The 18,666-nt window shown below is 67.0% G+C and carries 19 protein-coding genes; 8 read left to right on the top strand and 11 right to left on the bottom strand.

Translation table 11 applies throughout. From position 1 onward, the window contains the following. Positions 1-891: HNH endonuclease signature motif containing protein (locus ACWETB_RS22505; RefSeq protein ID WP_452213759.1), on the top strand; the 891-nt coding region annotated here is incomplete at its 5' end. 124 nt (positions 892-1,015) lie between these two features. On the opposite strand, the gene ACWETB_RS22500 is transcribed toward ACWETB_RS22505, so the two are convergent. The 4 genes from ACWETB_RS22500 to ACWETB_RS22485 are packed head-to-tail and all read right to left on the bottom strand — an operon-like array spanning position 1,016 to position 3,771. After that, positions 1,016-1,537: a barstar family protein gene (locus ACWETB_RS22500; RefSeq protein ID WP_449742276.1), complete on the bottom strand. Its 522-nt coding sequence runs from the start codon at positions 1,535-1,537 to the stop codon at positions 1,016-1,018. Continuing rightward, entirely contained in the window at positions 1,534-2,097 is a 564-nt protein-coding gene (locus tag ACWETB_RS22495; RefSeq protein WP_452213757.1) for a ribonuclease domain-containing protein, read from the bottom strand. Before ACWETB_RS22495 ends, ACWETB_RS22500 begins: the two co-directional genes overlap by 4 nt. Beyond that, a complete protein-coding gene (locus ACWETB_RS22490) occupies positions 2,094-3,203 on the bottom strand; it encodes an N-acetylglutamate synthase, CG3035 family (protein WP_452213755.1) in 1,110 nt (369 codons plus the stop codon). The genes ACWETB_RS22495 and ACWETB_RS22490 overlap by 4 nt, the downstream gene beginning before the upstream one ends. Beyond that, positions 3,163-3,771: a peptide deformylase gene (locus tag ACWETB_RS22485; RefSeq protein WP_452213753.1), complete on the bottom strand. Its 609-nt coding sequence runs from the start codon at positions 3,769-3,771 to the stop codon at positions 3,163-3,165. The genes ACWETB_RS22490 and ACWETB_RS22485 overlap by 41 nt, the downstream gene beginning before the upstream one ends. Before the next feature lie 239 nt (positions 3,772-4,010). On the opposite strand from ACWETB_RS22485, the gene ACWETB_RS22480 reads away from it, so the two are divergent. The 5 genes from ACWETB_RS22480 to ACWETB_RS22460 all read left to right on the top strand — a co-directional run bounded on the left by ACWETB_RS22480 (position 4,011) and on the right by ACWETB_RS22460 (position 8,079). Further along, positions 4,011-4,376 carry a DUF3263 domain-containing protein gene (locus tag ACWETB_RS22480; protein ID WP_452213751.1) on the top strand — a complete coding sequence of 122 codons (366 nt, stop codon included), beginning with the start codon at positions 4,011-4,013 and terminating at the stop codon, positions 4,374-4,376. A 61-nt stretch (positions 4,377-4,437) separates the two neighbouring features. Continuing rightward, entirely contained in the window at positions 4,438-4,941 is a 504-nt protein-coding gene (locus ACWETB_RS22475; RefSeq protein ID WP_452213749.1) for a LytR C-terminal domain-containing protein, read from the top strand. A gap of 163 nt (positions 4,942-5,104) precedes the next feature. After that, positions 5,105-5,788, top strand: a complete 684-nt coding sequence (locus ACWETB_RS22470) for a superoxide dismutase family protein (protein ID WP_452213747.1) — start codon at positions 5,105-5,107, stop codon at positions 5,786-5,788. Positions 5,789-5,844: 56 nt separating this feature from the next. Further along, entirely contained in the window at positions 5,845-6,966 is a 1,122-nt protein-coding gene (locus ACWETB_RS22465; RefSeq protein ID WP_452213761.1) for a glutamate--cysteine ligase, read from the top strand. A gap of 369 nt (positions 6,967-7,335) precedes the next feature. Next, complete coding sequence (locus ACWETB_RS22460; RefSeq protein ID WP_449742269.1) at positions 7,336-8,079, top strand: hypothetical protein; 744 nt, start codon at positions 7,336-7,338, stop codon at positions 8,077-8,079. A 39-nt stretch (positions 8,080-8,118) separates the two neighbouring features. Here the strand turns inward: ACWETB_RS22460 and ACWETB_RS22455 are convergent, their stop codons facing one another. The 7 genes from ACWETB_RS22455 to ACWETB_RS22425 all read right to left on the bottom strand — a co-directional run bounded on the left by ACWETB_RS22455 (position 8,119) and on the right by ACWETB_RS22425 (position 17,290). Continuing rightward, positions 8,119-10,539 (bottom strand): diguanylate cyclase, encoded by a 2,421-nt coding sequence (locus ACWETB_RS22455; protein ID WP_452213744.1) that lies wholly within the window; start codon positions 10,537-10,539, stop codon positions 8,119-8,121. Between the two features lie 150 nt (positions 10,540-10,689). Next, entirely contained in the window at positions 10,690-11,025 is a 336-nt protein-coding gene (mnhG, locus tag ACWETB_RS22450) for a monovalent cation/H(+) antiporter subunit G (RefSeq protein ID WP_449742267.1), read from the bottom strand. Next, complete coding sequence (locus tag ACWETB_RS22445) at positions 11,022-11,285, bottom strand: monovalent cation/H+ antiporter complex subunit F (protein WP_449742266.1); 264 nt, start codon at positions 11,283-11,285, stop codon at positions 11,022-11,024. Before ACWETB_RS22445 ends, mnhG begins: the two co-directional genes overlap by 4 nt. Then, positions 11,282-12,109 carry a Na+/H+ antiporter subunit E gene (locus tag ACWETB_RS22440; RefSeq protein WP_449742265.1) on the bottom strand — a complete coding sequence of 276 codons (828 nt, stop codon included), beginning with the start codon at positions 12,107-12,109 and terminating at the stop codon, positions 11,282-11,284. The genes ACWETB_RS22445 and ACWETB_RS22440 overlap by 4 nt, the downstream gene beginning before the upstream one ends. Further along, positions 12,106-13,710, bottom strand: coding sequence for a Na+/H+ antiporter subunit D (locus ACWETB_RS22435; protein WP_449742264.1), 1,605 nt, complete (start codon positions 13,708-13,710; stop codon positions 12,106-12,108). Before ACWETB_RS22435 ends, ACWETB_RS22440 begins: the two co-directional genes overlap by 4 nt. Next, a complete protein-coding gene (locus ACWETB_RS22430; protein WP_452213741.1) occupies positions 13,707-14,387 on the bottom strand; it encodes a Na(+)/H(+) antiporter subunit C in 681 nt (226 codons plus the stop codon). The genes ACWETB_RS22435 and ACWETB_RS22430 overlap by 4 nt, the downstream gene beginning before the upstream one ends. Further along, the gene (locus ACWETB_RS22425; protein ID WP_452213739.1) at positions 14,384-17,290 is read right to left on the bottom strand and encodes a Na+/H+ antiporter subunit A; all 2,907 of its coding nucleotides are present in this window, start codon (positions 17,288-17,290) and stop codon (positions 14,384-14,386) included. Before ACWETB_RS22425 ends, ACWETB_RS22430 begins: the two co-directional genes overlap by 4 nt. Before the next feature lie 137 nt (positions 17,291-17,427). Between ACWETB_RS22425 and ACWETB_RS22420 the strand changes: the two genes are divergently transcribed. Together ACWETB_RS22420 and ACWETB_RS22415 are read left to right on the top strand one after the other, a co-directional pair. Next, a complete protein-coding gene (locus ACWETB_RS22420; protein WP_449742261.1) occupies positions 17,428-17,847 on the top strand; it encodes a hypothetical protein in 420 nt (139 codons plus the stop codon). Between the two features lie 176 nt (positions 17,848-18,023). Then, positions 18,024-18,653 carry a hypothetical protein gene (locus ACWETB_RS22415; RefSeq protein ID WP_449742260.1) on the top strand — a complete coding sequence of 210 codons (630 nt, stop codon included), beginning with the start codon at positions 18,024-18,026 and terminating at the stop codon, positions 18,651-18,653. Positions 18,654-18,666 lie beyond the last annotated feature (13 nt).

Raw genomic sequence — 18,666 nt, 5'->3', positions numbered from 1 at the left:
GCGTACCTGTCGTGTGAGTGCGGGCGGGGTGACTGCTCGCGGGCGATCCCGTTGCCGGGAGAACCCTGTGGTCTGACCGACCTCGACATCGATGTCGACCTCGACGCGGCTGATCTGTCTGACGATGTCGACGCGGACGTCGATCATGGTGAGCCTGATGAGATCACCGAACCCGAGACGACCGACGATCCCCAGACGGACGCTAATGTGGCCGTCGATCCCGAGACGATCACCGACGGCGACGCTGACTGTGCGGCAACGGATACCGTCGAGGCGCACCCCAACACCGACACCGACACCGAACTCGACAGTGATTTGCAGTTGTCGCTGTCGTTGATCACCGACCCATCCGGGCAGCGGGAAGCCCGGCTGGAATACTTCGGCGTGATTGACGAAGCTCACGCCCGAACGCTGATCAATTCGGGACAGCTGGTCACCGTCACCGAGTTTCCCACCCTGGACATACCCACCATCAGCACCACCACCTCGCTGGATCGGATACCGGCGGCGTGGCGTCGTCTCGACGACCCGTTCCCCGCAACCCCGATCGACCCGACCGGACACGGCGGCTATCTCCTCCCACCACCGGGTGCGTTGACATATCGGATACCAGCCTGGTTACGAGAGAAGATCATCGAATTGGACGGCACCTGCCGATACCCGCAGTGCGGACGCCCGGCCAGCGACTGCCAGATCGATCACCTGGTGAAATTCGTGCACCAGGATCCGATCACCGGTGGCTGGACGGTGGAGTTCAACCTGATGCCGCTGTGCACCCCGGACCACCAACGAAAACACATGGGGCTGCTGATCCCCACCATGCTCGCCGATCGGGTGGTCATCTGGCACGACCCCGCCACCGGGGAAACCATCACCACCTATCCGCGATAGGCGGCCGACATCGGCCTGCTGTCGGGTGGTGCTGCGCTGCAACCGGTTTCCGGCATCAGGTTGCGAAAGTGGCCTCGACCTCGACAAGCTCGGCCCCGGTGGACGGGGCGGTGCGACCGTCCGACTAAACGCTGACCGGTGCCAGGCGGATACCAGCGCGCTGCCAGCGGGACACCGTTGCCCGACGGGATGCCATCGGCGTCGACAGGAGAACGGCGAATATTACTGGGGGATCAGAGAAATCACGGTAGTGGTCGCGGTAGAACGGCAGGGACTCAGCGAACCAGTCGAAGTCGGTGTCCGACGCGGTCAGCAGGTGCTGCGCGTGGGTGATCGCCGTCAGGTATCCACGCCGTGGCGGACTTCCGGCGTCCGCGGTGAGGTTGTCGAGGTCGCGCATCGCGTCGTCGAAGGCGTCCTTGTTCTTGCCGAAAGACGAAGGGAATCCCCAACCATCGGCGAATGCCGCGTACAGCTGCGGCAGTGAACGGAGGTGGTCGCCGTCGACGACGCGGACCTCGTACGAGTCGGCAACAGAGCTGGGCAATGATGTCACCGAGAGTGCGTCGGTGATCAATCCGACTGCGGGACCGCCCCTTCCGGCATCGGAGAGGAACTCGTCGATGGTGCGTGAGTCTCCGCTCATGACGGCCCCCTGATCAACACGAAACTGCGGTAGTGATTGGCGGTGTACCACGCCGACCCGTCACTGCCGGTGACGATGCGCTCGGCATCGCGCGAACGGCCGGGCTCCTTCGGGTTGACATCCCACTCCCGATACGTGATCCGCTTACCGGCGGAATCGCGAGCCGGTAGCCGACCCTCGCTGTTACGGAAGGTGATTCCGCCTTGCGTGCCGGGTGCGTCGGCGGCCTCGGGCCATTCACCGGCGTCGATGAGAGCCAGCGTGCGGGTCACCCGGGCGGGGACGGCGGCCGTCTGCCGGGACGTCGACCGCTCCGATGGCCCCGACGATGCGACCGACGACCGCGCCACCGAAGACCCTGCCACCGACGAACTCGCCACCGACGAACCGGACGACCCGGCGTCGTCACCCGAGTTGTTGATGAGCCAGGTCGCGATCACGACGATGGCGACGACAACCAGGCCGATCGCGGTGACAACGGCCTGACGGCGCCGTTGCGCCGGGGTCTGTGCTCGCGATCCCCGGGTCGATGACCGCGGCCGCTTCGATGTCGCATTCATGTCTCTCGCCCTCCGTCGCCGAGCGCGAGGTAACGATAGCCGTGGTGCAGCGCGAAACCCCGTGACCTATACCAGGCCCCGGCCACCCGGTTGCCGGCTTCGGTCTGAACGTAGGCCGCGTCGGCACCGTGCTGCGCTCCCCAGGACAACAACCGGGACACGATGGCGTCGCCGATATGACGTCGGCGACGGGCCGGATCGGTCCACACCGCCGTGATGCCCAACCACCGTCGTGAACCCGGCGCCTCGGTCACTGCGCCACGACCGATCGCGATGGGCTCCCCGTCGTACTCGACGGAGGCGAACACCACCGAACCATTCTCGCCGACAACACTGTTCAGGACGCCGGCGCCGACGGTGAGGTCGGCCTCGTCACCAAGGTAGGCGCGCAACCAAGCGCGCGACGGATCAGCCCCGAGCGTGACATCGCCACTGCCGGTCGGCACACCGCCGTCAGCCGGCACGTCGTCGAGAATCCGTGTCAACACCTGGATCTCGTCGCTCGCGGGCTCCCCGACGATCTGCCGGGGCAGCAGCCGATCGGGAACCGCGATGAGCGTGCGCAATCCCCGTGCCGCATACCAGTCTCCGATCACCGACAGCATCTGGGCATCGGCGCGAGCCGCACGATCAACGGCGATGGCCGAATTTGCGCGCCGAGAGATGCCGCCACTGGCGCGCAGCAGCCATCCGTCGATCTCCTCGTGCTCGATGCCGGGCCACGCCAGCGCCGCGGCATGTTCCAGCGTCCGAATGTCACTGTTGCGGACCGCGACCGCCGACAGCAGCCGCATTGAGGTGATCGCCGACCGCGGGATGGATTCCACGACCCCGTCGCGATCGAGTCGGATCGGGTCGCCGTCGTCGAACAGGAAACCGGTCACATCCGACAGCGACGGCCGACCCGGTGCCGTGCGCGGATTGGGGGTATCGCGCCAATCGGCCGGGGTCGCATCGCCGAGGCGATAACGCACCACGACACGGTCACCGCGGAAAGCCCCGGACGACATGCCGAACCGATCCGGCATCGAACCCGCCGCCCCGGTCACCGTGACATCCGCACGTTCAATCGTCGTCGTCGTGACCGAACGGATCCGCCTGCTCACCCGGGGTCCAGGTCAGCCCCGGCACCCCCCATCCGTTCTTTTTGATCGCCTTCTTCGCGGCCCGGGCATTGCGGCCGACCAGCACATCGACGTAGAGGTATCCGTCGAGATGACCGACCTCGTGCTGCAGCATCCGGGCGAAGAACCCGTTGCCCTCGATCGTCACCGCGGCACCGTCGCGGTCGACTCCGGTGACCCGAGCCCAGTCGGCGCGGCCGGTGGGGAACTGCTCACCGGGCACCGACAGGCAGCCCTCGTCGTTGTCGTCCGGATCGGGCATGGTCTCGGGGATCTCGGAGGTCTCGAGCACTGGATTGATGACCTCACCGCGGCGGCGGGCCGCCATCCGGGACTCGCCGGCGGGGCAGTCGTAGACGAACATCCGCCGACCGACCCCCACCTGGTTGGCGGCCAGGCCGACGCCGTTCGCGGCGTCCATCGTCGCGTACATGTCGTCGAGCAGCGTCACCGTCTCCGCCGACGGCCGTCCGTCACCGTCGAGTTCGACGAGTTCGGTCGGACGGTGCAGAACCGGCTCACCGACAATGCAGATGGGGAGAATTGCCATGCACGACAGGTTATCGTGCGCGCAGATGGCCATCGGCGCCGAATGGTCCCGCGCGACGTGCCGCCCGCGCGTCACGTCAACCCACTCGGTTCTGCGTGGTTAGATGTTGACGAACCACACCGTTGTCATTCGCCGGCCCCGAGCCCGTCATGCGCGACGTCACCAGACGTCCGATGATGGACCCCGGACCCAGATGACGTGGTGTGAGGGGTCGCAGAGGAGATCTTCGAGGGAGCGAGATGGACGGCGCAGCAGCGCGAAGCCAGAATCAGCCGGGCCAGGGCCCGGAGTCTGAGAAGACCCACGACGTCGACGGCGCGCAGAGCATCGATCCGAACGAGGTCGGTCCCGACGGGCTGTCCCGCCGCGAGCACGACATCCTTGCCTTCGAACGTCAGTGGTGGAAGTATGCCGGCGCCAAGGAAGAGGCCATCAAGGAACTCTTCGGGCTCTCGGCCACGCGCTACTACCAGATCCTCAACGCCTTGGTGGATCGGCCGGAGGCGCTGGCCGCCGACCCGATGCTGGTGAAGCGCCTGCGACGGTTGCGCGCATCACGCCAGAAGGCGCGTGCCGCACGTCGACTCGGTTTCGACATCACCTGAGCCCGCACGCCCCGGCGCTGGAGAGCAGGCGCCATGCGTGTGTGCGTTAAGGTCATCGGTGATGAATGCTGATCGCGAGTCCAACCGCCTGCCCCTGAGGGCCGGAGCCATGCTGCTCTTCGCGGTTGCCATCGTGTTCGTGGGCCTGGGCTGGCACTCCGCGGCCACCGCGAACGACAACCCCGAGGAACAACTGCAGGCCGCGCAGTCGTCGGCGCCGTCGACGACTGCCAGCGCACCGGCCACCACGTCGACGGTGAACCAGGGCAACACCACCATCTGCGTCATCAACGCGGGTGAGGTCACCGGTCTGGCGGGCGAGGTGGACTCCCAGGTCAAGGCCAAGGGCTACACCACCGAGGGCATCACGAGCGAGAGCAACTACTCGCAGGGCGGCTTCTCCGAAAATTCCATCGTCTACTCGACGACCGCGCAGAAGCCGCTCGCCCAAAAGCTCAACGACGACCTCGGCGGGGAGTTCAGTGTCGACTCGCGCAGCTCCTTGGGCAGCGGGTTCAGCCGTTGCGCCGGCGGGATCGCCGTGGTCGTGGTGAGGCAGCCATGATCGGCACATCCGTCCATCGAGGCCCCAGCATCCCAGGCCCCGGCGTCCCAGACCGCAGTGTCCCAGGCGGCGGCGTCCCAGACCTCAGCGTTGCAGCCCCGGGCGCTGACACCGGCTCATCAAGGCAGCCCGGTTTCCAATCACATATCACTCGAGGAGCGAGATGACCGTCAGTTCGAAATCAGGCTCTGCGTCCCTGCGTGCGCTCGCGGTGCTCGCCTCGGCCGGCGCCGTCGGGTTGGCACTGGCGGGATGTACCCCGGACGAGCCGACCACCACCGAGAAGGGCACCACCCCGGCGGTGCAGACCGGAAATCCGGCGCCCGTCGTCGGACTCGTCGACGCCGACGACATCCCCTCCAGCAGCGGTGAGAAGGGCTCGGCGACCATCAAGGACACCTCCGGCAAGGACATCGGTACCGCGACCTTCAGCCCGCAGGGGGAATCGTTGGCGGTGCTGGTCAAGCTCAACGCCGGCAGCGGTCTCCCGGCCGGCTTCCACGCGATGCACATCCACTCCGGCAGCACCTGCAACACCGCCGACAAGTTCGACTCGGCGGGTGGTCACCTGCAGGTCGACGGCCACACCGGCCACCCGGCCAGCGGTGACCTGGTGTCGATCAACGTCCTGCCCGACGGCTCGGGGACGACGCTGACCTCCACCGATGCCGTCGATCTGGAGCAGGTGACCGGTAAGACGATCATCATCCACGAGAACGCCGACAACTTCGCCAACATCCCCGATCGCTACCAGGCCAACGGACAGCCCGGACCCGACGAGACGACGATGACCACCGGTGACGGTGGGCCGCGCCTGGCGTGCGGCGTCATCGAGACCGCGGAGTAGGGCGTTCTGCCGACGGCTCCGGTGCACAATCCACGTGTGGTGACGTGATGCCCGCCATCCTCCCGATTGAATTCTCGGGCTCGCCGGAGCCGACACTCGGCGTCGAGTGGGAGTTCGCCCTGACCGACAAGGTCAGTGGCGATCTCTCGAACTCCGCGGCAGACCTGTTCGCGGCCTTCGGGTCTGCGCATCCCCATCTCGCCGGCAAGGTACACAAGGAATTGCTGCGCAACACCGTCGAACTGGTCACCGGCATCTGCCGGACCACCGGTGAGGCGGTCGCCGACCTCGCCGAGACACTGCACGCCGTCCGCGGCGTCGCCGATGACCTCGACGTCGACCTCTACGGGGCGGGAACTCACCCCTTCGCGCAATGGTCGACGCAACTGCTCACCGAAGGCCATCGGTACGCCGAACTCATCGAGCGCACCCAGTGGTGGGGCCGGCAGATGCTGATCTGGGGCGTGCACGTGCACGTCGGCATCTCCCACCGCGACAAGGTACTGCCGATCCTGTCGTCGCTACTCAACTACTACCCGCATCTGCTGGCGTTGTCGGCGTCGTCGCCGATGTGGTCGGGGCAGGACACCTCCTACGCCAGCAATCGGGCGATGATGTTCCAGCAGTTACCGACGGCCGGCCTGCCCTTCCAGTTCCAGACGTGGCATGAGTTCGAGGCGTTCGTCGCCGACCAGAAGACCACCGGCATCATCGACCACATCAACGAGATCCGGTGGGACATCCGGCCGTCGCCGCATCTGGGCACCATTGAGGTGCGGGTGTGCGACGGGACCACCAACCTGTACGAACTCTCCGCACTGGTGGCGCTGATCCACTGCCTCGTCGTCGACCTGGACCGGCGGTTCTCCGCGGGCGAGACCCTGCCGCAGATGGCGCCCTGGCTGGTGCAGGAAAACAAGTGGCGCGCAGCGAGATACGGGCTCGAGGCGATCGTGATCCTGGACTCCGACTGCACCGAACGCCTCGTCACCGAGGATCTGGCGGACCTGCTGGTGCGGCTCGCGCCGATCGCCGCCGACCTCGACTGCGTCGACGAACTCGCCGGGATCTCCGAGATCATGGCCCGCGGCGCGAGTTATCAACGGCAGCGGGCGACGTTCGCCGCCACCCGGGACATTCGCGCGGTGGTCGCGTCGGTGGTCGACGAACTGAAATGACCCGCGGCGCCGCTGTGCCGGCCGAGAGCCGGGGCGGTGTGTTCGGTGTGGACCCGGGACCGCGCGGGATCGGGTGCGTTGAGGAAATTCGCGACCATTTCATAACCCACTCTGACAATTCATTTTCCCGCGTGTGAAGTAGGGCTTCTCCGACCGTGTGAATGTCGGGTTTCGCCGGTGACCGGCCTGTCCGGATTGCCGCACTGACGTCGACAGTCCGACGATACGCGGGGTTGCGTCGTGTCCGCGTGTTGGCTTGTGACCTTTGCTAACGGACACTGAAGAGGTGCTGCCCGTCCGTGTGCAGCATCCGAAATCGGTGTCGGGGTTATCTGGCAAAGGAAATGAAAGCTTATGAATTATTCCATCGTGACAATCGCGCATTCCCCGCAGTATTCTGCACTCGATCTCGCCGGTGCGTCGGCATGGGTGGACGACCTCTGTGGGAGCGGAGCGACGATGATCTTCGCCGATCCGCACACGTGGCCGGAACTGTGGCATGAGTACATCGATGGCGCCGTCGTCGAATACACCGCACGCGGGGTCCGGTCGGCGCTGGAATACGAGCGGATCCGCGACGGCCGGGACACCACCCTGTTCTGTGCCGTGCTCGACCCGTCGGGTGCGGTCGTCGGTGGCCTCCGCGTGCAGGGGCCGTATCGCGATGCCCGACAGTCACACGCGATCGGCGAGTGGGCGGGCCAACCCGGCCAGGACGACCTGATCGCGGCGATCAACCATCGCATCCCCGACGGGATCATCGAGGTCAAGTCGGCCTTCGTCGACCCGTCGTCGCCGCTGGCCAAGGTGGCGGCGGGTGCGCTGGCGCGGTCGGCCAAGATCTCGATGGAGCTGACCGGATGCCGCCACATGCTCGCCACCGCGGCCGACTACGTGCTCGAACGCTGGTCATCCGGTGGGGGACGAGTCAATCCGCTGATCGCCGCGACCCCGTACCCCGACGACCGCTACCGCACCCGGGCGATGTTTTGGGACGCGGAGAACCTGCAGTCCTTCGCCGATCCCGACGTATGGGAGTTGATGAATGCGGAGCACGCCGCCGCATTGCGGTCGCGGGAGGTGTCGGCGGCGGAGACGGCGACGGTGGCCTGACAGGTGCACGTCGGGGGACACCGACCGCGAGAACTTACCTCAAGCAGGTGGCTTCTCGCGGTCCCACGTCCCCGGCCCGTCAGTGGGCCTACCGGCGATGAACTCGGGATCGAGTTCATTCCATGCGGAACCGCCGTGGCCGGCGTTGAGTATCTGCTCGACGTCGATGACGTGGCGACCGGATTCGACGAGGTGGCCGCTGACGATGTTCCGGGCCGCCGCCGCGGCGAAGGCGCCGGCCATCGCGCCGGTCGAACCGAGTTGCGGCCAGGACGCGACACCGCGGCCGATTTGACTGGCGGAGAACGCCATTCGAGGGGTGAGGACGTCGCCGACGATCGACGTGGCCATTCGCAGTCGCTGGGCGGGGTCGGTGGCATCACCGGCGGTGAAGTTCTCCACCCGGCCGTGGAAGATCGGGTAGGTGGGGTCGAGGTCGTAGCGTTCGATGTCGAGAATGACGTTGTCGCCCATGTCGGTTGCGCTGATGACCGGAATCCGCAACGCGCGGGCACGGCGACGCATGTCGATCTTCGCCGCGACATCATCGATCTCCTCGATCACGATGGTTCGCGGACCGGACGGCGAGGTTGCCAGGAACCGGTCGGCCGTGGTCGGCGAGTAGCCATCGGCGAACGATTCGATGACGGTGTAGGGGTCGGCCTCGAGGAGCCGACGCGCCGTCAGGTCCAGCTTGGCCGTCCCGACATCGCACACCGACCCGGACATCCGGTTGAGATTCGTGGTGGCCAGGGTGTCCGGGTCGGCGAGGCGGAAATGCCGCACCCCGGTCAGCGAACACGCCGTCACCGCCGACGATCCGACGCTGAGTCCGGCGACGGCGATGATCGTCTCACCCCACCGGCGTTGTTCCGCGCTGGTGACGAGGAAGCGATTACGTGCTGTCTTCAACCGATAGAACGTCGCACTGTCGGGCATCCGGACCACCCGGCGGCGCCACGGGAACACCACGTACCGCGTATGTCCGGTCACGACCGACGGGTCGTCGTAGTCGAGTGGGTCTGCCGGCCGGACCCCTGGTTCGACGTGATCGAGTGCATCGAGTTGCCGCAGTTCGGCCACCGCATCGGGCCAGATGTCGACGAACTCGTACAGATTCGACGAGGTGAGCTGCCGAATGCGGCCGGCGTCCCGGGCGGGATGCAGGATCTCGAACGTCGCATCGCCGGTGGGGTCGGGGGCGCCGAAATCGGCGACGCCGGGGTCGGTGATGTCCACACCGTCGATACGGCGGGCGCTGCGTGGCGGCCGGGACCCGCTCGCGGTGCGTGTCGACGCGGCCCGCAGTACCCGCGTCGCCGCTCCCGCCGATCGCGGTGCGACCGCCGAGACCAGCGCGGAGGTGGTGCGTACCTGACGGGCCGTCCCGTCCTCCGACGTCGCCGTCGCCTCCGGATCATCGAAGTACCAATCGACGGTCGGTATCTGCGACACCATCGACCGGTTGCGGCCCAACGCCTTGGCGGCGTACAGGCGCTGGTCGGCCGGTCGTGCCAGATCGTCCAGGAGCGTCTGGGCATCGGGGTGCAGCGGTGCATCGAGTCGCCGCAGCGGTGCGCAGACGCCGCCGACACTGGCCGTCACCTCGGAGCCGGAACCGACCGCCAGCCGCAACCTCGTCGAGGCGGCCTCGAGTTCGGCCGCGCCGGCGACCCCGAACAGGATGGTGAATTCCTCACCGCCGGTGCGTGCCACGATCCCGCGATCCCCCACCTCCTCGTGGAGAACCGAGGTGATGTCGACGAGAACCTCGTCGCCGGCGGAGTGCCCGAGTGCGTCGTTGACGCGTTTGAAGTGATCGATGTCGATGACCAGCATGCCGATCATCTGACCCGCCTGCTGGGCCTCCTCGAAGACCGTCGGCGCGCCGTCGAACAGGCCGCGCCGGTTGAGGGCGCCGGTGAGCGGATCGATCAGGCTCAGCGTCGTCTGTTCGTGGATCAGATCCGACAGATTGCGCCGCAGCATCGTCACCATCAGCGTCGGTGCAATGACCGCCATGATCACCGCACCCCCGCTGACCAGGAGATCGGTCAGCGATGCCGCGCGCACGGCGACGACGGCGAGTCCCAGGGTCACTGCGATCGTCATGAAACCGACGACGGTGCGCCCCGAGGACCCCATCGCGGCGAGTGCGGGGATCGCCGCCAACAGCACCAGCACCGCGTGTGAGGTGCCCTGATCGGCGATCACCGCCGCCGAGCCGGCCACCCCGATCATCCCGCCCGTGCACAGGATGACGAACAGCCGGTCGTCGAGACTGCCCTGCCAGGCCGTGAGTGACACCGAGATCGCGGTGAACACCAGGATCGCCACCAAGAGTGGTCGGGTGCCGGCGACAGCGAAGGACGACGAGAACAGCGCCAAGATCAGCAGCGGTACCGCCCCCAGCTCGCTGCACAAGACAGCCAGCGTCCGCTGATCGAATCGATTACCCACCACTCGATTCCTTCCGCGACCCCCTCTTTAGTCCTGTGAACAATCAATCTACCGGTGGTTGTCGTCCGCGGGGAAGGGTCGACTTACACAATGGGCGTAAATGTCGAGATATCCGTCACACCGCGGGTGTCAGACAGTCCTGATCAGGCCCTAATCCCGGTCGCCGCTTTCCATCTGGTCGCGTGCGATGAGCCCGTCGCGGGCACGCTGCTCCTGATAGACGAGGCGTCCGATGCGGTGCGCGACCACCGGTGCGGTGATCAGTGCGAAGATCCCGGCGAGGATCAGCATCCCGTTGTCGACGTGCCCGCCGCCGACGCTGATCATCGTTCCGATCAGCATCATCAGCAATCCCAGCGTCTGGGGTTTGGTCGCGGCATGCATCCGCGAGAGGGTGTCGGGGAATCGGAGGATGCCGATCGCCGCGGTGACGGCGAGCAACGCCCCGATGGACAGGAAGACGGCGGTGACGATGTCGGCGATCATGTTTGATCATCCCGGACGCGAAAGCGGGCGATGGCCACCGAGCCGACGAAGCTGACCAGCGACAACGCGACGATTCCCGACACCACCGTGGTGTCGCCGCTGTAGGCGGTCCAGGCCGCGAGCCCGCACATGCACAGCGCGATGAGCGCGTCGAGGGCGACCAACCGGTCCAGGGTGGTCGGGCCGAGCAGAATCCGTGCCATCACCAGGACGGCGGCGACGAGCAATGCGGTGGCGATGCAGTACCAGACCACAGTCATAGCCGATCCTCCTCGTCGCCGGGGGTCGTGCGGTCGAAGAGGTCGGGGCGGTGCCGGACCGCGCCGGTCGCAATGCCGACATGCTCACCGTCGGGCACGTGATGGAAGCTGTCGTCGATCCCGTGGTACGGACTGGGATGCCACTCGCTGTCGCGTTCGAAGGCCTTGATGAACATCCGCTCGACGAAGGCGACCTGGTTGTAGAAGCTGCGCACCTTCTTGTCCGATCGGACGTCGAAGACGTGGACGTAGAGCAGGCGCCGACGATGATCGATCTCCAGGACCATCGTGCCGGGCACCAGGTTGAGATAATCCACGGCCAGCGTCAGGACCATGTCGGATTTGATGGCGACGCGTACACGCATGACCGCGCCCAGCGGCGGTCGGCCGGGCCGGATCGCGATCCACGCCACCTGCGCACTCGAGACGAAGAAGTCGACGATCAACCGCAGAACCAGCACAAGCAGGGTGAGGGGATGGATCCGGCCTTCGACGGGGACCCGGGGCAGCGGCAACAGGACGCCGATGGCGATGGCCAGGACCAGCCCGGCGATCACATTCGCCCACGACACCGTGCCCCACAACAGCACCCAGACGAAGGCCAGCCACGCCATCGACCACAGTCGGACGGCCACCTCCCGGCCGTCGGTGCCCAACCAGTGGGGTGTGCGAACCCGTCCGCGCAGCCACACCCACGCGCTGACCGTCGTCCACGCGAAACCCAGCACCGAATAGCGCGCGATGTTGATCAGCAGGCGCTTCACCGGCCCTTTGCCGACGGGTCTGACGGGCGCGATCCGTTCGTTCTTCCGGTCGGTCATCATCGGCCTCCCAACACCGAGCTGACGTAGATGTCACGGTCGATGATGTCGGTCGCGGCGCGGTCGGTGAATCCGAAGATCGGACCTGCCCACACCGTCAACGCCAGACCCGCCGCCACCATCAGCGCTGTCGGGATGACCATCGCGATGGGCATGCGACCCACGTCGGCGCGCTCGTCGAAGGCGATGTCGGCGCTCTCGTCGATCAACGCCGACGGGGCACTGTCGGAGAGGTCGCCCTCGGGGGCGTCGGCGCGGGGACGCCAGAAGCCCTTGGTCCAGATGCGGGCCACCACGTACAGGGTCAGAAGGCTGGTCACCACCGACCCGGCGACCAGAATCCAGGCGAGCACCGAACCGTCGGAGGTGCCGGCCTCGATCAACGCAACCTTGCCCAGAAAGCCCGAAAAGGGCGGAATACCACCGAGATTCAACGCCGGGATGAGGAACAACGCGGCCAGGACCGGGCTGGCGATGAGGCCACCGAGTCGCCGTAGCGACGCCGACCCGGCCTGACGTTCGATCAGCCCGACCACCAGGAACAGCGTCGTCTGCACCAGGATGTGGTGCGCGACGTAGTAGATGGCCGCGCTCATCCCGATCTCCGAGGACAGCGCGATCCCGAAGATCATGTACCCGATGTGGCTGACCAGGGTGAATGACAACAGTCGTTTGATGTCGGATTGGGCGATCGCACCGAAGATGCCGACGAGCATCGTCAACAATCCGGCGACCAGCAGGATGGCGTCCATCGACCCGCCCGGGAACAGCAAGGTGTGTGTTCGCATGATCGCGTATACGCCGACCTTGGTGAGCAGGCCGGCGAACACCGCGGTGACCGGTGCCGGGGCCGTCGGGTAGGAGTCCGGCAGCCACGTCGACAGCGGGAAAACCGCCGCCTTGATGCCGAAGGCCACCAGGAGCACCGCGTACAGCGCGTTGCGGGTGCCATCGGGGACGTGGTCGAGGCGCACCGCCATCTCGGCGAGGTTGAGGGTCCCGGTGGTCGCATACGCGAAGGCGATGCCCGCCAGAAAGATGAGCGACGACACCATCGAGACCATCACGTACGACGCGCCGGCGCGGACACGATCGGCGCTGGCCCCGAGGGTCAGCAACACGAAACTCGCGGCCAGCAGCACCTCGAACGAGACGAACAGATTGAACAGGTCGCCGGCCAGGAACGAATTGCACACGCCGGCACACAGGATCAGATACGTGGGCAGGAAGATCGACACCGGCTGATCGGTGGTGCCATCGCGGATACCCTGCCCGATCGCGTAGATGACGACGCACAGCAGCACGAGCGTCGACACCACCAGCATCAGGGCGGCGAGTTGATCGACCACCAGGGTGATGCCGAGGGGTCCGTTCGCGAATCCCTTGTCATCCCACCCGCCGATGGCCAGCGCGTAGGTGCCGTGTTCGTTGGTGAGGTAGAGCATCATGCACGACGCGATGAGTGCCACCCCGATCGCCGACACCGTGATGATGCGCTGGAAGATGGCGCCGCGGCCGCGCAACAGCGTCAACGCCGCGCCGAGCAACGGGACCAGCGTCGGCAGGGTGATCAGGACCGGGAGCCAGGAGGTCTGCGGGATCATCGGCGATCCCCCGGGGTGCGGTCATCCGACCCGGTGTTGTCGGAACCGGTGTCCGAACCGGCGGTGTCCGAACCGGTGGTGTCTGACTCGGCGTTGTCCGACTCGGCGGTGTCTGAATCCGGATCGTCGACGCCGATCTCGTCGATGACGTCGGCGTCCTCGGGCATCAGGTCGGTCTCGATCACCTCGAGGTGGCGTTTGATGTATTCCTCGGGGGTCAGCGGGTTGCCCTCGTCGTCGAAGAAGTCGCCGGCGGAGGTGTCCGCGCCGGTCAGGGGGTCGTCGCTGCGGTCGCGGTCGGGTGCGGTCCGCAGGGAGCCGGTGGCGACCTTGACGTCCTCGGTGTCGTCCTCGACGTCGTCGTCGTCGCGATTGAGCACGAACAGCCGGTACACCAGCGACAGGATGAACGCGGCCACACCCATGGTGATGACGATCGCGGTGAGCACCATCGCCTGTGCGAGGGCGTCGGCGTCGCGGGGGCGGGCCTCCGACGATCGGCCCATGATCGGTGGATTGCCCATCCCGCCGGCGAGCACCAGGATCAGCAGGTTGATGCCGTTGCCGGCCAGCAGCAGACCCAGCAACATCCGCACCAGGCTGCGTTCCATCAGCAGATACGCACCGGCCGCGATCAGTACCGCGATGACCACCAGCAGGCCGAGGTTGACGCTCATTTCGCCCCACCATCCGCCGGCACCTGCACCGACCGGGTCACCAGACCGCCGGGGCCCTCCACGTCCAGGCGGGCGCCGAGGCTGCGCAGGACGTCGAGGACCAGACCGATGACGATCAGGTAGATGCCGAGGTCGAAGAACAGCGCGGTGACCAGTTTGATGTGCCCGAGCACCGGGACGGTGATCTCGAAGACCGCCGAGCTCAGGGCCGGCGCGCCGAGGAACATCGAGGTCACGGCCGTGCCGGCGGAGATCAGCAGGCCGGCGCCGAGGAAGGTGCCCGGTTCCACCGGCAGGGCCTCACCGAGTTCGTAGCGGCCACCGGCCAGGTAGCGCAGCACCAGCGCCAGGCCCATGGTCAATCCACCGGCGAACCCGCCGCCGGGCGAGTTGTGGCCGGCGTAGAAGAAGTACACCGACAGCACCACCATCGTCGGGAAGATCAATCGGGTGGTGGCCTCGAGCACCATCGACCGATGTCGCGGATCGCGGAATTCGCTGCCCAGCAGGTAGGTGGTGCGGTCGGGCGGGATGACGTCGTCGTCCTCGTCGGCGGACCCGGCGAAGAATTTCGCGGCGTCGGCGACGCGCGGGGCGGCACCGAACCGGCGGTTGCGGAAGACCATCGACGCCACCCCGGTCGCGGCGACGATGAGGACCGACACCTCGCCGAGGGTGTCCCAGGCGCGGATGTCGACGAGGAGCACGTTCACCGCGTTGGCGCCGTGGCCGAACTTGTAGGCCGCCTCGGGGAGGTCGATGCTCACCGGCTGTTCGGAGCGGGCCGCGGCGGCGAACAATCCGATCACCACCACCGACACACCGAGTGCGATGCCGATGAGCGCGCGCAGCGGTTTGAACCCGGTGGAGTGGCGGGGCTCGGGTTCGGCGGGCAGTTTGCGCAGGACCAGGACGAAGATCACCAGTGTCAGCGTCTCCACCAGGAATTGGGTGAGGGCCAGGTCGGGTGCGCCGTACAACGCGAAGAGCATGCCGCATCCGTATCCGGTGACGCCGACGATGAGGGTGGCGGCCAGGCGGTTGCGGAGGATGACCGCGGCGATGGCCGCGGCGATCATGATGCCGCCGACGACGAGTTGGACCGGGGAGTCGAAGCCGCGGGGGGAGAGCGTGTTGCGATTGCCGAGAAAGAGCACCGTCGTCGGCAGGATGATCATCGTCGACAGGATCACCCCCTGGGTGATCGGCAGCGATCCGCGCTGGGTGTTGCGGGTCATCAACAGCGACACGGTGTCCGCGCCACGCAGGGTTGCGTCGTAGATGCGGTCGGCGTTGAGCAGTGGCCGGAACCCGAAGACGCGGTCGCGGATCGGGCGCAACCCCAGGAAGAGGGCGGCGCCGCCGACGACGACGATGACCGAGAACACTACCGGCAGGCCGAAGCCGTGCCACATCGCGAGGTGTTCGAGGTCGTGGCCGTGGAGCGGCAGTTCCTCGGCGTAGGGCTCGAACCAGTGACCGACCCAGCCGCTGGCCAGGCCGGCGACGACGCCGAAGGCGGCGAGCAGGATCGGGGAGAACAGGAACATCGGCGTCGGCGGATGCATCTTGGCGACCGCCCGCGTCGGCAGGGTGCGGACCTTGCGTCCGAACGCTCCCCAGAGGAATCGGCAGGTGTAGGCGAAGGTGATCACCGAACCGAGCAGCAGCACGAGGTCGACGACATGGCCCTGCCAGGGTTGCAGCGACCCGGTGTCCCACACCGACCCGAACGCGGTCTCCTTGCCGACGAATCCGAAGGTGAACGGCAGTCCGGCCATGCTTGCGCCGGCGACGGCCGCGGTGACCGCGAGGACGGGCAGGCGATGCCCGAGCCGGGCGAGTTTGCGGATGTCGCGGGTACCGGTGGCGTGGTCGATGATGCCGACGACCATGAACAGCGACGCCTTGAACAGGGCGTGCGCGACCAGCATGGTGAGGCCGGCCATCGCCACGTTCGCATCACCCATGCCCATCAGCACCGACATGAAACCGAGCTGGGAGACGGTGCCGAAGGCGAGGACGAGCTTCAGGTCGAGTTCCCGCAGGGAGCGCCAGCCGCCGAGCACCATCGTGAACGAGCCGAGCCCGATCACCATCACCTGCCAACTCGGCAGCGGCGCGAATGCCGGCGCGAGACGACCGATCAGGTAGATGCCCGCCTTCACCATCGCCGCGGCGTGCAGGTACGCCGAGACCGGGGTGGGTGCGGCCATGGCGCCGGGCAGCCAGAAATGGAACGGCACGATCGCCGACTTGCTCAGCGCCCCGATCAGCAGCAGCACGACGGCCACCTCGACGTAGACGCCGTCCATCGGGGGATGCGCCAGCAGATCACTGAGCAGGTAACTGCCGGTGCGTTCGCCCAGCATGATGATGCCGACGAGCATCGCCAGACCGCCCAGGGTGGTGACCAGCAGCGCCTGGGTGGCCGAGCGTCGCGACGTCGCGCGGATGCGATAGAAGCCAACCAGCATGAACGACAGGACCGTCGTCAGCTCCCAGAAGATGTACAGCACCAGCATGTTGTCGCTGGTCACCAGGCCGAACATGGCGGCGGCGAAGGCGATCATCTCGCCGCCGAACACGGCGACGCGCGGGAGGGCGTCGTCGAAGTAGTGCGCGCAGTAGAACAGCACCAGCGTGCCCACACCCAGGATCAGCACCGACAGGATCGCCGACAGCGTGTCCATCCGCATGACGATGTCCATGTGCAGGGTGGGAACCCAGTGCAGCGTCTCGACCTGCGGGGCGCGATCGGAATCGGGCCAGTGCGTCAGCACCCAGACAAGTCCGCCGAGAGGGGCCAGGCCGAGGAGGTAGAACCCCTTCGTCCCGAGCTTGCCGACGATCGCGGGGGCCACGAGCGCGCAGAGTGCCAATGCCATCAGCACAGTGAGCAAGGGGGCGCACTCCGTCTTCGGTCGTCGGTCTTCGGTCGGCGGGCGGGGTGGTCATGGCGCGGGTGTCGAGTGTGTCTGTCCGGTGGCCGGGAGTGTCACGACGTGACGTCCGCGGGCTCTACCTTACCGTTGCTCCCATGGCTCGGCTGAATGCAGTGGTGAGGGTGCTCGCCGTGATGCTGGTGATATCGGTGGCAACGGTGCTGATCGCGGCATGCGGCAGCGACGACGCGCCGACCCGTCCGGGGCTGCCCGCCGATTTCCCGACCGCGCAGGTACCGCTCGTCGACGGCCAGGTGCTGACCGCCGACGGTAGCAAGGATCACTGGACCGTCACCGTGCAGGCACCGGCGAATCAGGGCAACCCGATCGAGGGTGCGGTGACGAAGCTGACCGACGCCGGCTTCACCGAGGAGGGCCGGGAGAGCGACTCGGGTCAGACCGTGGTGCGGATGTCGGGGACGAAGGACGGCACCACCTACTGGGTGACGCTGGGCATCACACCGGCCGCGGCCGCCGGTGCCACCTCGGTGTTCTATCAGGTCAGCGTCGGCTGAGCGGACGGGTGAGCCAAACGTAGGGCAGATCGGTTCGGGCCGTGCCGCGGTTGACAGCGGGTTCACAGGTGATGGGCAGTACCGGCCAAGCGGGTGTCGCCACCGTGGAGTCGTTGAAACCGATCCGGGACGCAGGTGTCTGTGACCGGACCAAACCTGAAAGCGAGAGTGACACGATGTCGACTCCCGACACCACGACAGTTTCCGATACGTCGACGGCCCCCGACGCAACGCCCGGCACCACTGCGGCACCGTCGAATGCCGACGCCTACAGCGACACCGCCCCGACGGCGCCGGTCGGACAGAGCCCGACGGCCGCCACCGCTCCCACCGCCCCGATCGGGTCGACACCGGTCGGGTCGGCGCCGGTCGCCGGTTCGCCCGCGCCGGCGGCCGCGGTTCCCGTCGCTGCTCAGCCGGGTTCGGGCCTGCCGTCGAAGACCAAGAACGCCGTGATCGCCGGCGGTATCGGCCTCGCCGTCGGCTTCGGGCTGCTCGGCTTCGGTGCCGGCTACGTCGTCGGCGATTCCGGCTCGTCGTCGAACACCCAGCAGTTCCCCGGTGGTGGCATGGGCGGCCAGCAGGGCGGCGGCATGGGTGGTCAGATGCCCGGCGGCGGTATGGGTGGCCAGCAGGGTGGTGGCATGGGTGGTCAGATGCCCGGCGGTGGTATGGGTCAGATACCCGGCCAGAGCGGGCAGACCCAGAACGGCCAGAGCGGGCAGACCCAGAACGGCCAGACCGGCCAGCAGCAGGCTCCCACCCAGGCGCCGACGCAGACCGACGGTCAGACCCAGACCAGCTGACGAAAAGTGGGGG

The organism is Gordonia sp. NPDC003950 (assembly GCF_053605205.1).
Note: the sequence above shows the minus strand (reverse complement) of the source record. Positions and strands in the feature narration are given on the sequence as shown.

Excerpts from the sequence above, each read along its gene's own strand:
- ACWETB_RS22500 (WP_449742276.1), bottom strand. The coding sequence starts at position 1,537 with ATGAGCGGAGACTCACGCACCATCGACGAGTTCCTCTCCGATGCCGGA.
- ACWETB_RS22495 (WP_452213757.1), bottom strand. The coding sequence starts at position 2,097 with ATGAATGCGACATCGAAGCGGCCGCGGTCATCGACCCGGGGATCGCGA.
- ACWETB_RS22485 (WP_452213753.1), bottom strand. The coding sequence starts at position 3,771 with ATGGCAATTCTCCCCATCTGCATTGTCGGTGAGCCGGTTCTGCACCGT.
- ACWETB_RS22480 (WP_452213751.1), top strand. The coding sequence starts at position 4,011 with ATGGACGGCGCAGCAGCGCGAAGCCAGAATCAGCCGGGCCAGGGCCCG.
- ACWETB_RS22475 (WP_452213749.1), top strand. The coding sequence starts at position 4,438 with ATGAATGCTGATCGCGAGTCCAACCGCCTGCCCCTGAGGGCCGGAGCC.
- ACWETB_RS22470 (WP_452213747.1), top strand. The coding sequence starts at position 5,105 with ATGACCGTCAGTTCGAAATCAGGCTCTGCGTCCCTGCGTGCGCTCGCG.
- mnhG (WP_449742267.1), bottom strand. The coding sequence starts at position 11,025 with ATGATCGCCGACATCGTCACCGCCGTCTTCCTGTCCATCGGGGCGTTG.
- ACWETB_RS22445 (WP_449742266.1), bottom strand. The coding sequence starts at position 11,285 with ATGACTGTGGTCTGGTACTGCATCGCCACCGCATTGCTCGTCGCCGCC.
- ACWETB_RS22440 (WP_449742265.1), bottom strand. The coding sequence starts at position 12,109 with ATGATGACCGACCGGAAGAACGAACGGATCGCGCCCGTCAGACCCGTC.
- ACWETB_RS22435 (WP_449742264.1), bottom strand. The coding sequence starts at position 13,710 with ATGATCCCGCAGACCTCCTGGCTCCCGGTCCTGATCACCCTGCCGACG.
- ACWETB_RS22430 (WP_452213741.1), bottom strand. The coding sequence starts at position 14,387 with ATGAGCGTCAACCTCGGCCTGCTGGTGGTCATCGCGGTACTGATCGCG.
- ACWETB_RS22420 (WP_449742261.1), top strand. The coding sequence starts at position 17,428 with ATGGCTCGGCTGAATGCAGTGGTGAGGGTGCTCGCCGTGATGCTGGTG.
- ACWETB_RS22415 (WP_449742260.1), top strand. The coding sequence starts at position 18,024 with ATGTCGACTCCCGACACCACGACAGTTTCCGATACGTCGACGGCCCCC.